General features: G+C 40.0%; 15 protein-coding genes and 1 tRNA gene. 11 read left to right on the forward strand and 5 right to left on the reverse strand.

All coding sequences use genetic code 11. The features are described 5' to 3' along the window. Positions 1-105: 105 nt before the first annotated feature. The 4 genes from HPK16_RS04060 (at position 106) to HPK16_RS04075 (ending at position 3,552) form a co-directional block, all read left to right on the forward strand. Positions 106-834: a DUF975 family protein gene (locus HPK16_RS04060; RefSeq protein ID WP_181675736.1), complete on the forward strand. Its 729-nt coding sequence runs from the start codon at positions 106-108 to the stop codon at positions 832-834. Between the two features lie 11 nt (positions 835-845). Continuing rightward, positions 846-1,199 (forward strand): iron chaperone, encoded by a 354-nt coding sequence (locus HPK16_RS04065; protein WP_181675737.1) that lies wholly within the window; start codon positions 846-848, stop codon positions 1,197-1,199. Between the two features lie 170 nt (positions 1,200-1,369). Beyond that, positions 1,370-3,178 carry a glycosyl hydrolase family 28-related protein gene (locus HPK16_RS04070; protein WP_181675738.1) on the forward strand — a complete coding sequence of 603 codons (1,809 nt, stop codon included), beginning with the start codon at positions 1,370-1,372 and terminating at the stop codon, positions 3,176-3,178. A 14-nt stretch (positions 3,179-3,192) separates the two neighbouring features. Next, complete coding sequence (locus tag HPK16_RS04075) at positions 3,193-3,552, forward strand: MmcQ/YjbR family DNA-binding protein (protein ID WP_181675739.1); 360 nt, start codon at positions 3,193-3,195, stop codon at positions 3,550-3,552. A gap of 48 nt (positions 3,553-3,600) precedes the next feature. Here HPK16_RS04075 and HPK16_RS04080 read toward each other — a convergent pair whose 3' ends face one another. After that, a complete protein-coding gene (locus HPK16_RS04080; protein WP_181675740.1) occupies positions 3,601-4,176 on the reverse strand; it encodes a lipoprotein BA_5634 family protein in 576 nt (191 codons plus the stop codon). Positions 4,177-4,457: 281 nt separating this feature from the next. On the opposite strand from HPK16_RS04080, the gene HPK16_RS04085 reads away from it, so the two are divergent. Continuing rightward, on the forward strand, positions 4,458-5,747 hold the full coding sequence (locus HPK16_RS04085) for an adenylosuccinate synthase (RefSeq protein WP_036061244.1): 1,290 nt from the start codon (positions 4,458-4,460) through the stop codon (positions 5,745-5,747). A 371-nt stretch (positions 5,748-6,118) separates the two neighbouring features. On the opposite strand, the gene HPK16_RS04090 is transcribed toward HPK16_RS04085, so the two are convergent. Then, positions 6,119-6,628 carry a GNAT family N-acetyltransferase gene (locus HPK16_RS04090; RefSeq protein ID WP_181675741.1) on the reverse strand — a complete coding sequence of 170 codons (510 nt, stop codon included), beginning with the start codon at positions 6,626-6,628 and terminating at the stop codon, positions 6,119-6,121. Between the two features lie 206 nt (positions 6,629-6,834). Here HPK16_RS04090 and HPK16_RS04095 point away from each other — a divergent pair, with 206 nt between their 5' ends. Both HPK16_RS04095 and HPK16_RS04100 read left to right on the forward strand, forming a co-directional pair. After that, positions 6,835-8,634: a glycoside hydrolase family 2 protein gene (locus HPK16_RS04095; protein WP_181675742.1), complete on the forward strand. Its 1,800-nt coding sequence runs from the start codon at positions 6,835-6,837 to the stop codon at positions 8,632-8,634. Between the two features lie 116 nt (positions 8,635-8,750). Continuing rightward, positions 8,751-8,823, forward strand: a tRNA-Lys gene (locus HPK16_RS04100). Positions 8,824-8,900: 77 nt separating this feature from the next. Here the strand turns inward: HPK16_RS04100 and HPK16_RS04105 are convergent. Together HPK16_RS04105 and HPK16_RS04110 are read right to left on the reverse strand one after the other, a co-directional pair. Beyond that, positions 8,901-10,046, reverse strand: coding sequence for a tyrosine-type recombinase/integrase (locus HPK16_RS04105; protein ID WP_181675743.1), 1,146 nt, complete (start codon positions 10,044-10,046; stop codon positions 8,901-8,903). Between the two features lie 392 nt (positions 10,047-10,438). Continuing rightward, the gene (locus HPK16_RS04110) at positions 10,439-11,269 is read right to left on the reverse strand and encodes a helix-turn-helix domain-containing protein (RefSeq protein WP_181675744.1); all 831 of its coding nucleotides are present in this window, start codon (positions 11,267-11,269) and stop codon (positions 10,439-10,441) included. Positions 11,270-11,389: 120 nt separating this feature from the next. Between HPK16_RS04110 and HPK16_RS04115 the strand changes: the two genes are divergently transcribed. The 4 genes from HPK16_RS04115 (at position 11,390) to HPK16_RS04130 (ending at position 12,852) form a co-directional block, all read left to right on the forward strand. Then, complete coding sequence (locus HPK16_RS04115) at positions 11,390-11,602, forward strand: ICEBs1 excisionase (RefSeq protein WP_181675745.1); 213 nt, start codon at positions 11,390-11,392, stop codon at positions 11,600-11,602. Next, a complete protein-coding gene (locus HPK16_RS04120) occupies positions 11,583-11,819 on the forward strand; it encodes a hypothetical protein (protein ID WP_246369242.1) in 237 nt (78 codons plus the stop codon). The genes HPK16_RS04115 and HPK16_RS04120 overlap by 20 nt, the downstream gene beginning before the upstream one ends. Positions 11,820-12,084: 265 nt before the next feature. Further along, entirely contained in the window at positions 12,085-12,507 is a 423-nt protein-coding gene (locus HPK16_RS04125; protein WP_181675746.1) for a hypothetical protein, read from the forward strand. A 21-nt stretch (positions 12,508-12,528) separates the two neighbouring features. Beyond that, the gene (locus tag HPK16_RS04130; RefSeq protein ID WP_181675747.1) at positions 12,529-12,852 is read left to right on the forward strand and encodes a hypothetical protein; all 324 of its coding nucleotides are present in this window, start codon (positions 12,529-12,531) and stop codon (positions 12,850-12,852) included. A gap of 211 nt (positions 12,853-13,063) precedes the next feature. Here the strand turns inward: HPK16_RS04130 and HPK16_RS04135 are convergent, their stop codons facing one another. Beyond that, a complete protein-coding gene (locus tag HPK16_RS04135) occupies positions 13,064-13,621 on the reverse strand; it encodes a hypothetical protein (protein ID WP_181675748.1) in 558 nt (185 codons plus the stop codon). Between the last annotated feature and the right edge of the window lie 8 nt (positions 13,622-13,629).

Consider the following 13,629-nt stretch of genomic DNA (forward strand, 5'->3'; position numbering starts at 1 on the left):
TTAAGGCAGGTTTTCCATTATTTGTTGTTAAGTAGCGTGACTTTGAGATATAATGGTGGTAACTGTTGACATCAGCAGAATGACAGGAAGATAAGGGGATACATAATGAAAAAGATAGCAAAGCAGAGGTTAAAAGGAGTTTATTTTTATTCGATTATTGTTTGGTTGGTTTGTATGTATGTGACAGGTGATCTAGGTACGACTTTTATCATATTCGGTGATTGGACAACTTCCATTCCAACACTCGGAGATCTTCTGCCAAAATCAAATCTAACAAATATAATTTTAGTCGTGTTCTATACACTGGTTATTTTGCCAGTAATCGCATCAATTCAGTGGTTTTTCTTAGACATCGCAGAGGAGAAAAAAACAAGCTGGCGTGTGATTACAGACGTTTTTACACGAACGAATTATTTGCGGTATTTCCTAGCGAGTTTATTGACCTTGATCTTTGTTGTATGTTGGGGCTTACTCCTGTTCATACCTGGATTGGTCAAGTCATACAGCTATTCCCAGACGTTTCGATTAATGCGGGATAATCCAGAACTAGGCGCGCTTGAAGCTATTACACTAAGCCGTGATCGAATGCGAGGACGTAAATTCGATCTGCTTCTGCTACATCTGAGTTTCGTTCTCTGGTTTATCATCCCAATCGGCGTTCAAATTGCTGGTACTACGACGGGGCATCAAAATCTAGAAGTCCTCGCAGGATATCTATTTTTTGTAATACTTATCTTTGTAGGACCATATTATCAAACCACGAATGCCATATTTTATCGTGAAGAGATCAGATATGCACCCGATGAATTACCACTTGTAAAATTTCAGAGTTAGGAGGAGTTAGCGTGGTTGAAACAGTAGACCAATATATCGCCGAGTTAGAGCTGGATGAGCAACGGAAATGGACGATGACGTTTGTTTCATTTATGCGTGAAAATTATCCGGACTTTGAGGAGAAGATTTCATATCAGATTCCAACATTTAAATTTGGCAAGCAGTATATCGCGTTTTCGAATGCCAAAACACATTTTTCGGTGCATACGCTGGATTTTGAGTTGGTTTTGGAGATGAAAACGCGGTTATCGCATGCGAAATTTGGTAAGGGTTGCGTGAAAGTGAAGTTTGAGGATGATGACGCGATTCCGGAGCTTTTCAAGTTTTGCCGGGAAATTGTTGTGAGAAACCAAATAGGATTGTAAATGGAAATCGCCCAAGTTGGATGACAACTTAGGCGATTTTTTGGCGTCTAGAAACACTTTTGGCATAAATGTGGATTGCAACATCGGATTTTTTGAGATTAGATACTTGGTTTCGTGGTATATTCAAACAGGAACATTTGTTCTTAAAAAGAGAATGGAGGAATTTTGAGATGTATGATGATACGATTTTAGATGGAGCAGTTGTGAACGTGAAAGATGTGTTATTTGGCGCAAAAGGGGATGGAGTGACGGATGATACAGTGGCGATTCAGGCTGCGATTGATGCATTGTTTGTATCGCCGCTTGGTCCAGACTCGACGGTTGCGATGGAAGGGGGAATTGTGTTTTTCCCACCTGGGGAGTATGTGATTACAAAGCCGATTCGTTTGGAAAATACCGGGGTCAAATTGATGGGAGCGTCACCGGTTTCGTCTATGATTGTTCCACGAGGCGAGTTGGTGACGGATGCAGGCGGCGCGAAAAAGATCTTGTTTGACGGGAAAGAAGAAGGAAATGCTGCGATTGAAATTAAGTATATTAATAAAGAGGGTAAGCGGACGTTTATGCGGAATATGAATATTCAAAATCTTGGTTTCGATATGGGGAACATAAATAAAACGACGATGATTCGTGTGATTCGGCCTTATGATTTGTGCCATTTTGAGAATTTGATGTTTGTGAATATCCGCGGAACGGCGATTGCTTGTATTAGTGAATATCCGGATAATATGCAGCCGGAGCCAAAAGGATTGGGTCAGGGAATTATTTTTCGGGATATTCATATTGATAATAGTGCGACGGTGCTGGATAGTTGGAAGAATGGGCAGTATGTGACATTTAATAAGTTACTCGATCAGGGTCGACCGCAAGATGCGACGGAGCCGGCGATTTATTTGGAGAATGTGAATGAAAGTTATATGGATAATGTGAAAGTGAATGCGACTGGTGTGGAGGTTGATTTGGATGGGAATGTGGTGCGTGATGCGGCGAACCAAACTACCATTTCTTATGCTCCGAGGTCGGCAGTTTTGATGGAAGGCTGCCAAGGTATAAATATTCACATGTCGTCGTTTAATCAGCTGAGCAAGCCGGCGGTTGATATTCGTCGTGGAACGATGGGAAAACAAGGCGCGTCGATTTATCATTTTATCGGTGGGAATACGTTCGAGGAGATTTCGGATGCAGCGATTCGGATGGATGGAGATGTTGTGGCAGCTGGTGCGGGCAAGAATGTTAGCAATATTATTGTGGAGGAAAACCGGATTCTTGGCAAAAAGCAACCGGAATATGTGTATGTGCTCGATAATTGCGATTTGGTTACGATTCACGGTCGTGCCAGTGTGAAAGTCGGAAAAAATGCGCTGAATACGACGATTTATGCTATGGATATTAATAAACCAGATACAGAAAATCTGATTTTGGGTAAGCGGAAAATACTTGATGAGGGACAGCGAACGTTGATTATTGGGCGGGAATATCGATTCGATGACTACACGCAAACGCTCGCTATCAATTCAGTTGTGAAACCAGCCGGTGCGATTTTACCAGTGCAAAAAATGGCGGACTTAGCGCGGGCTTCGGTGAATAATATTGGTAAAATGGCGTTTGTGAGGGAAGGAACGGGCGCTACGGAGCAAGATAATTTGATGTATGTAAAAAAATGTTTGGACGGGACGCATCAATGGGCACGCGTTCAGAGCCAGATTGTGTACACGGAAACGGTGACGCCGGTTAAATATAAACTGAGTGCCTCTTATATTACGGGAACTTACACGGGGAATGTGAAAAAACTACGCGTGACGGCAACGAATAGCTCGGGGACAGTGATTGATAAGCAAGGTGGCGAATTTTTGGCGGATGGGACGTTTCGTTTCTACTATAAAACGGTGTTGAATAATATCAATTATGATGTTAAACTTCAAGTACTTGGAGCGAACGACGAGATTATTTACAAGACGGGGCTCGAATTAGAGGCGTAAGGAGAGATGTGACAGTGACGAAATACCCGACGATTCACGAGGCGGCGCTCAGTTTGAAAGGCGCGACGCACGACTATAAAGAAGAATGGGGCGCGGATCGCTTTTTTGTAGGTGAAAAAATGTTTGCGATGCTCGGAACGAACAAAGAAGGCCGCGATATTCTCACGGTAAAAGTGGAGCCGAATCAGGGCGAGATTTTGCGGTCAGAAAACCAAGCGATTATCCCAGGCTACTACATGAATAAATCACATTGGGTGTCGGTATTATTAGAGGAAGAAAACAATGCAGAATTCTTAGCCAAATTGTTAGCGCATGGTTATGAACAAGTCTTGCGAAAACTCCCGAAATACCGTCAAAAAGAGATAGAAGGCTAAGAAAAAGAGATTATCGCCGTCAAAAGGTAGCGATAATCTCTTTTTGTATTATGATTTCAGGTCAGCTAATTGCACCCGATCAATATCTTTAAAATCGGTTAAATATTCGGCTGCGTCTTTTTTCATTAGCGCCATCGCAATGCTCTCTGATTTAGCATTGACGTTATCCCATAAAGCGTCAGGAACGATTACGATTTTCGTCGCGTAAGCACGTGAATCTCCAAACGTGATATTGCCGCCGTATGTGACCGGTTGCTCTTTTCCGCCAATCGAGATTTTCGTTGCATCACCTTGCGCCAATAAAAGCAGTTTCCCGTTTGTCGCAGGCAGTTCTTTCAATTTCTCTGTTTTCTTAGAATCAACTATTTTCGTGAAAGCCTGTTGTTTTTGCATTTTTTTCGCATCAGATTCCTTCAAGAAAACCGTCAAATTGTCGCCTTCACCATCTTGTTTTGCCTCATAAACAGTAGATGAATCGATGTTTTTCTTATTGCTAGCAATCGCTTTCGTTACCTGATCCTGACTGCCGTAGACAATCAAGCCCTCCGCTTTGTCAAAAATACAACCAGACAAGACGAGTAAAAGACCGCCCAGAACCATTCCTATAAGTATAAATTTCTTCATGTTATTCCCAACTCCTACAATAGATTGAGCATTTCTCGTAGCTCTTAAATCTATCTTACCGAACTTCAAGACAGGTTTCCTGCGATTTACGTGACAAGATATGTAGCTTTTCTTACGTTTTTGTAGGAAGGTTGTCATTTTGCGTATAGACGAACGATTTTTGCATTCCATTTCGAAAACGTTCGATAATTCATTGACTATTGCTGGGACAAACGGTACAATTAGTAGTGGAAAAAGCTTGCGAAATCGAGCTTAAAAGACCAATTAAATGAGGTGTTTAGATGTCTTCAGTTGTTGTTGTAGGAACACAGTGGGGCGATGAAGGAAAAGGGAAGATTACGGATTTTCTTTCCGAGAATGCGGAGGCAATCGCGCGTTACCAAGGCGGTAATAACGCAGGCCATACGATCAAATTTGATGGAGAAACGTACAAATTGCACTTAATTCCATCGGGTATTTTTTACAAAGAGAAGATTAGTGTTATCGGAAACGGGATGGTTGTTGATCCGAAAGCGCTTGTGACGGAACTGAATTACTTGCATGAAAAAGGCGTAAGTACGGAGAATCTGCGTATTTCGAACCGTGCACACGTTATTTTGCCGTATCATATTCGCATTGACGAAGCCGACGAAGTACGTAAAGGTGCTAACAAAATCGGTACAACTAAAAAAGGAATCGGCCCAGCGTACATGGATAAAGCCGCTCGTGTTGGTATTCGTATCGTGGATCTTTTGGACAAAGAGACTTTTAAAGAGAAATTAGAGCATAACTTACAAGAGAAAAACCGTTTATTGGAGCGTTTCTATGAGTTAGAAGGCTTTAAAATAGAAGATATTTTAGAAGAGTATTACGAATATGGTCAGCAATTTAAGCAATATGTTTGCGATACATCGGTCGTATTAAATGACGCGCTAGACGATGGCAAACGTGTTCTTTTTGAGGGTGCGCAAGGGGTTATGCTGGATATTGACCAAGGTACATATCCGTTTGTAACGTCGAGTAATCCGATTGCTGGTGGCGTAACGATTGGTAGCGGAGTTGGCCCATCTAAAATTAATCACGTTGTCGGTGTTGCAAAAGCTTATACAACACGTGTTGGTGATGGTCCATTCCCGACTGAGCTTGATAATGAAATCGGTGATAATATTCGTGAAGTTGGCCGTGAATATGGAACGACGACTGGCCGCCCGCGCCGTGTTGGTTGGTTCGACAGTGTTGTTGTCCGCCACGCCCGCCGTGTGAGTGGTTTGACCGATCTTTCCTTGACGCTTTTGGACGTGTTGACAGGCATTAAGAAATTGCAAGTCTGCGTCGCGTACGAGTTAGATGGCAAGGTTATCGAGGAATTCCCAGCGAGTTTGAAAGAATTAGCTCGTTGTAAACCGGTATATGAAGAGTTGGACGGTTGGGAAGAGGACATTACGAATGTGAAGTCGCTCGATGATTTACCAGCGAATGCACGTCATTACATGGAGCGTATTGCCCAATTAACAGGCGTTCAGGTTTCGATGTTTTCTGTTGGCCCAGATCGTTCGCAGACACATGTTGTGAAGAGTGTATGGCGATTATAAAGCTGAAACGGTCCGTTCAGCTCCGAAAAAAACTGGAGCGACCGCAGTAAAAAGCCGTTCTTGCTTTTTATGGAGGGCGTGAAGTTTTCGAGGAGTTGGCCGTTGAAGCTGGATTAGATTATAAAGCTGAAACGGCCCGTTCAGCTCCGAAAAAAACTGGAGCGACCGCAGTAAAAAGCCGTTCTTGCTTTTTATGGAGGGCGTGAAGTTTTCGAGGAGTTGGCCGTTGAAGCTGGATTAGGCGCATGGAACATGACGGAGTGCAAGGAACGAATGCTCCCTACGTGCGCACTCATATTGAGGCTCTAAGGAAATACAGAACATTTCCTTAGAGCCACAACAAAGCTGAAAGAGAAGTTAGGCGCAAATTCCTAACTTCTCTTTTTTATCGTGTACATAATCTCGTTTCCGTCCGCAAAATCTGGATTTAGCGTGAACCCGAGTTTTTTGAGGAGTTGGGTGGAGCGGTCGTTGTTTTTGTGGGTTACGCCGTCGATTTTTTGCAGATCAAGTTGCGTGAAACCGTAGTCAAGTATGGGTGGCAGGGCTTCGTGCATATACCCTGAACCTTGAAATGAAGGCAATAATTCGTAGCCTAAATCCGCCCGCGTCCTTTCTTCTGAAAAATTCCATAAGCAAGCTGTCCCGATTAGCTCAGCTGTTTCTGCTAGCGTTATTGCCCAGAAAAACCATTCGTTGTTGTTTACTCCGACGTTTATTTTTTCGATGAAAGCCGCGGATTCTTCGTGATTTTGATGCAAAGCACGTTCTTGAAAAGCAGCAACATCTGGATTGGATCGTAGGGTGAAAACTGCGTTGAGATCTGCGATGCTTATTTGTCTCAGTATAAGTCGTTGTGTGTGGAGAATAGGAAATGTCATAGAATTAGCCTCCTAGTTTGTTTGTTCGAGCATAGAACATTTTTTGGGGAAAAGCAACCGTTCGATGATTTACTTTTTAGTTCATTTAATTTGTATTATGTTGACAAAATAGTTATGTTTTATGTATAATGCAAGTTAAGATAGCTTTTTGTTTGATTAACTATAAAGTTTATTGTAAGCGTTTTTACAAGGAGGAGCGATGCGAAATGTTGAGAGAAGAATATCCGAGACCGCAATTTGTGAGGGAAAACTGGATGAATTTGAACGGGGAATGGGAATTTGCTTTTGATGATGGAGACGTTGGGTTGCGTGAGGGCTGGTTTCGTGGGGATACGACGTTTGCGAAACGGATTATCGTGCCATTTGCGTATCAGACGACGCTTAGTGGGATTGATGATCAGACGCATCACGAGATTGTTTGGTATAAGCGGGAGTTTGCGCTTGATGGGGATTTGGATGGTGGCAAGGAAGTGAAACTGCATTTCGGTGCGGTGGATTATTCGGCGAGCGTTTTTGTGAATGGGCAGATGGTCGGCGAGCATGATGGCGGGCATACTTCATTTACGCTGGACATTACGCCGTTTGTGGCTGTGGGTGAGGCTGTGACGCTAGTTGTACGGGTATTTGATCCGCAAAAAGATGAGACGATTCCGCGCGGGAAGCAGAGTTGGACGCCGGAACCGGATGCGATTTGGTATACGGACACGACGGGAATTTGGCAGACGGTTTGGCTGGAAATCGTGGACGCGCTACATATTGAAAAGCTGCGCATGACGCCAAATGTTGACACAGGTATGGTGGAACTCGATTTGATTTTTGCGGGCGGCGTTATTGGTAAGCGCTTACGATATAGGATTCATTTCGGGGAGACGCTAGTTGCTGAGGATACGGTAACATTGACGCAAAACCATATGCAACGCGATGTGTCGGTTTATCAAAAACAGATTTTCCGCTCGCCGAACCATAATGACGGCTGGAATTGGACACCAGAAAACCCAAACCTTTTTCAGATTGAATTTTGCCTAGAGGATGATTCGGCGGTCTATGATGCGGTTTCGTCGTATTTCGGAATGCGCAAGGTGCACACGGAGGCCGGTATGGTTTATTTGAATAACCGTCCCTACTATCAAAAATTGGTGCTGGATCAGGGTTACTGGCGCGAAGGATTGCTGACTGCGCCGTCCGACGAAGCGTTGCGTTACGATATCGAGCTCGCCAAGGAAATGGGATTCAACGGTTGCCGTAAACATCAAAAAGTAGAAGATCCGCGTTTTTTATATTGGGCAGACACGTTGGGCTACATCGTTTGGGGCGAATGTGCGGCGGCACCAGTTTATACAGAAGCTGCGGCGACCCGACTGACTCGCGAATGGTTAGAAATTATCGAACGCGATTACAATCATCCGAGTATTGTGACCTGGGTGCCGATCAACGAAAGCTGGGGCGTACCAAGCATTCACAACAACCGCGAGCAACAACATCACACACAGGCGATGTACCATCTCATCCACTCGCTCGACAAAACCCGTCCGGTAATCTCCAATGACGGTTGGGAAATGACAGAAACCGATATTTGCGCAGTGCATAATTATTCACACGGCCGTGAAGACGAACCACAGAAGTATGCTGATTTTAGCGCAATGATTCACGATAAAGAGAACATTTTAAAATCCCAATCCACCTTACGTGCCATTTATGCCGCAGGATTCGAGCACCAAGGCGCGCCAATTTTGCTAACAGAATTCGGTGGAATAGGCTTTCAAACCGGCGACCAGACAGGCTGGGGCTACACATCCGTTAAAAACGCCGAAGAATTCGTCGCCGATTACAGCCGCGTCATGCAAGCCGTTTACAACTCAAAAGCCCTACACGGCTACTGCTACACCCAACTGACCGATGTAGAAGTCGAAATCAACGGACTGCTAACATACGACCGCGAGCCAAAATGCGAATTAAAGCGGATACGAGAGATAAATGACCAGTATTTCAATCAGATTGTAGAATAGACCGCAAACAAGAAGGGTCTCCCAGCAATGAGGCCCTTCCTATCTATGTGTGAAATGTTTGCCAAGCCCGAGCGAAAGTGCTAGAATGAATCTTGTCGGTAAAACATTTATCGCACGGGTTGTTAGCTCAGTTGGTAGAGCAGCTGACTCTTAATCAGCGGGTCGTGGGTTCGATCCCCTCACAACCCATCTTAGAGCCTCAACGGTTTATGCCGTTTTTTGAAGGCTCTTTTTTGTTTGTGAATTTGCAAGTATTTGCAAGTCGATTAAAAAAGTTCATCGATCTTATCGGACATGCTTTTTTGTTTGTTCGGAAATAGATGTCCATAAGTATCAATTGTTGTAGTAATACTTGCGTGCCCCATTCGCTCTTTAATGGCTGTAAGCTCTTCTTTGTTGTCGATAAGCAAAGCTACGTGAGAATGTCTGAAATCGTGTAAGCGAATGGCTGTGATGTCTGTACTAGTACATATTTTATTGATTTTCTTTGTGCTGAAATTATCGCGGTCGGGAATCTTATCACTATATTGGAAAATATGAGTTTGCGGTGTTACTTCAATACCATATGAATTTAGAATATTATTTTGTATTTCTTTCCATTGTATAAGGATGTCTTTATATTTAGCGTTATAGCTAACATGCCTAATGCCTGATTTTGTTTTTGGGGAGGTTGTGACTACTTTTCCATGGATTCGGCTTTCTGTTTTATTTATATCGAACTCTTGTTTTTCAAAAGTGTTATCTTCCCATAATAGAGCAGTTGATTCACCAGCACGTAATCCAGTTAGGTATTGGGTATAGTAGAAAACAATGAAAACAAATTTCTCGGGTTGTTCGTCCTTTGTTTTTAAGTAATCGTCTTCAACAGCTTTAATAAAAGTTTTAAATTCGGAAAGTGTCCAGAATTTCATTTTTTGTTTTTCAACCTTCAGTTTTTTTATGTTAATGCATGGATTAGTAACAATATATTTCTTTTCAATGGCTACATCAAATATTTTCTTAAGCAAGATTAAGTGTTTATTTATGCTGTTGTTTGAAAGAGTTTTCTTCTTAATTAATTTTTTTTGGAATTGTCGAATCTCGGTAGAAGTTATTTTTGTGATATTTGTATTTTTGAAAAAAGGGATAAGATGATTTTTTGCATATCCTTCTTGTGTTCTAATATATGTTGGTTTTTGATTAAGCGTGTAATCAGAGAAATACATTCTACTCAATTCCCTGAATGAAATCTTGTTGAGTGTAGGAAGTTCATTATTTGTATATTTGCTCTTTAGATCAGCATAAATTTGCTCAGCTTCGGCTTTCGTTTTTACATTAGATATATATTTACGTCTGTGTTTTCCTGTTATTGGGTCGAAGCCAAGACTAGCTGTTACTCGATAATTTCCAGTATCTAATTTTTTAATGGGCATGAAAATCACTCCTAATAAAAAAATATTGTAAGAATACAATACTTTTGATGCGTTATGTATAACGGAGAGGCCTCCCCGTATATGTTACAATTTTAGTTCGTTTTCTAACATAGTCAAAATGACGTTTATGCTTTGAATGATGAAATGCATCCCCGCATTGTCATTTAGTATAATAACTAAATTGTTATCATAAAGCCATATGCCCGTTAACGTATCACTAAAATGTAATTGAAGATTATATTTTTTTATCGCTAATTCTGTATTTCTCATAGCATCCATCTGCCTCACCTTTTGATTTGGCGACGTCGCTTACTTATCTTACTATATTTCAAGCTATTTTCATGTGTAAAAGAAACAATATTGATACTATAATATGACGAAAAAATGTAAGTCTATTTCATTTTTCCGCGTGATTTTTGAAATTCCACAAAATCGAGAAATTGTTCAAGCATTTCTAGGCTTTCTTCTTCTGTAACATCTCTATCGAATAGTACAGAGACAGCTGGATGATTTTCTAAAAGTTCTGCGGCTTTTCCTTTTTCATGATTTCTAATGTCAGTTAATCCAAGTAAATAATCAGTAGTAACATCGTATAATTTTGCGATGTTTTTTAATGTTGTGCCATCAATTTCTTTACTTTCGTTCTCTAAGCTTGAATATAGTGATGTCGGTATATTGAGATATTTGGCAATGTCATTTTGCGACCATTTTTTTTCATGTCTAAGATATTTTAAACGGTGCTGAATATCGGTGTTGTCTAGGTTTACATTATCAAGTTGAACATTATTTCTTTGCCCAAGTAATTCATCGGTAGAACAATTTAATATTTTTGAGAGTTTAATTAATATATCAATATTAGGTGAGGTTTTTCCAGTTTCATATGCAGATACTGTTGCTTGCGTAACTTTTAATTTATCAGCGAGTGCTTTTTGATTGATGTGATTGCTTTTTCTAAGGTTTTGTATTTTTTGCCCGAGATAATTGTCATCAGTAAAGTTATAACTAAAGTTTGATTCTTCTTCAATGTTTGATAGTCCTAAAAGATAATCAATTGTTGTATTAAAAGTTTTGGCGATATCGATTAAGATGGATATGCTAGGCTTTCGTTCATTGTTTTCATATCCTGATATTGAAGATTGAGGTAACTGTAGTTTTAATGAGAGTTCTTTTTGAGTGAGCTTATTTTTTTTTCTTAGATTTTGGAATCGCTGTGAAAAATTCAATATAGTATCCTCCTTTTATATAAAATCCTTTAAAATTGTATTATTATTCTTGACTTATGTATTTATTGCTGTTATTATATAAATATAGAGTTTAAGAATAATTATAGAGAGGTGATATGTATGGATTTTCTAAACGCTAAACAAGTAGCTGAATTACTTCAAGTTAGCGAATCATATGCTTATGTAGAAATTCGTGAGCTGAATGCAGAAATGAAACAACAAGGCTATAGAGTGAAACGTGGCAGAGTGAATAAAACCTTTTTTGAAAAAGCCTATGGTTTTTCTAGCACACAAGAAAATGGAGTTGTTGAACATGACTTACAAGCAAACTAAAGACATGATGCGTAAAGCCGTCCCATTAGCTCGTAAATTAGAGGGCGACTGGACAATACGCATGAAACTAGCATTAAAAGAAACAGTCATTCTTCATTATTTACGCGAAGAATTAAACGCGCAGAACGTTCAAATTTTACTTGCAAAGGGATGTTCACAGCGTCGTATTTGCAAGCATCATGGCGTAACAAGCCACCAATTAAGTTTATTAAAATGATAATCACATAGCTGTGAAGTAGCCAGCTAGAAAGTGAATAGATACGGAAAGAACTGTATGCCGATGAAGGCATAAACAATCAATCACCGTATTTGTTGCTTCGATTGTCTCAGCTTCATTGCTCTTTGACAACTACATAAAGAAACGCCTTTGACGAACTTATCAAAGACGCATAATATAACCTGAACACTTATATTATAGCGTATGGATATAAATTTGTCATTAATAAATGAATAAAATATAAATAAGAAAGTAGGAAATGAAAATGAAAATTGTTATGACGAAAGACCAAATTGCGGAAAACTTGGGCGAGCTGCGCTTTATGGGGGCTACTTCCAAAGATAAATATCAACGCGTAGGAGATACACAAGAGTTTGTTAAATTAGAAGGGACTTACGTTATTGAGTACACAATCGGAGCGCCGTTTCTTGGGAAATCCATTACTGTAAAAGTAGATTCTCGGGAGCAAACGCCGAATATGAAGCCTTATGCACCTGTTGAACTAATTAATTTAGCGTATGATCCAACGGCTTCGGCAACGAGTTTTAACGGCAATGCAAGGGGAACGCTTGTAGATAGATTTAATTGTGAAGGCGTTAAGCTTGTGAACCCTTCGGATGTTCTTGCAAATGAAAATGGCGAAAAAATGGAACACAAAAAAGAAGAAGTGAAAGCACCTAATAAGTAAAGGTGAATAGAGGTGTTTGCAATGGATATTGTTGTTGTAAATGAACGTTTAACAGGAGCAAAAGAGGCATTAGATAACGGTCGTGTTTCTTTAAACGAACGTAAAAACATGCGCCGTTATCTTTTGTCCATAGATAGCAGAGATATATATTTTAAAGAAGGCGACTTCTTGAATATCCGTGTATGGGAGAAGGCGGAAGGCGTGGATTGCTTAGTATCTGATTGTTTTTATCTGATTGCTTTTATTGGCGACTATGATTTTGAACAAGAAGGAATAGACTTATCTTTGATGCCGTTCTCATATGTGTATAATCAAGGCTGTCACATCTGTATAGAACGGGTATGACAGCTATTTAATGAATATGTATGAATGACCATTTTTCTACGACTATTTTAGAGGGAATGACGGAGTGATGAAATGGATATTTCTTTTTTGTTAATTGTTTTACCAATGTTCATGCTTGTTCTAGTAGGTGCTTTGCTAATAGAAAATGTTCGTTTTCTTATTTTATTTGTCATTGTGCTTTTAATTAATATAATTGGTTGGGCGATTTATTTTATTTGGATAACATAGCTAAGATGACATCAATAGCTATCACAATAATTATAATGCCCAATCCTTTTAAAAGCATAACTGAAAAATAGAATATTTGTATTCTTAGTTTATGTGTTCGTCGGATGAATAAATTTTGATAATTTCTGGTGGAGTAACCAAGCTTTTGAAAGCCCGAAGCGGAGCGATATTTTTCATATGTAAACCAATAATCATCCGAGCAAGCGATTAGTAGTTTGTTTAATTTCTTTATTTTCATAAAAGAACCGTTAGTTGCTATTTTTTTTAAATTGATAAGGAATGGGCTTGAAAAATAAAGATTAGCGCTCAAATTCTCAAGTGTTATAAGTAAGGTTTGAATCTCGAGTAATTTTCTATCTTTGTTTCGCTTTGTAAAGGCAGAGGAGAAACATACTTTAAAATGTTGTTCCGTAGGTAAGTAGGCATCTTTCAGAGCATCACTGGCAACAATGGAAAGTTTTTTGTCTCTTTGTATAAACCAAGCTTGAGTGATACCAACAAAAATAGCTAGTACAGGTGACCATTTAATTATATTGTCCAAATTATTCA

It is taken from the genome of Paenilisteria rustica (assembly GCF_013820765.1).
GTDB lineage: Bacteria > Bacillota > Bacilli > Lactobacillales > Listeriaceae > Listeria_A > Listeria_A rustica.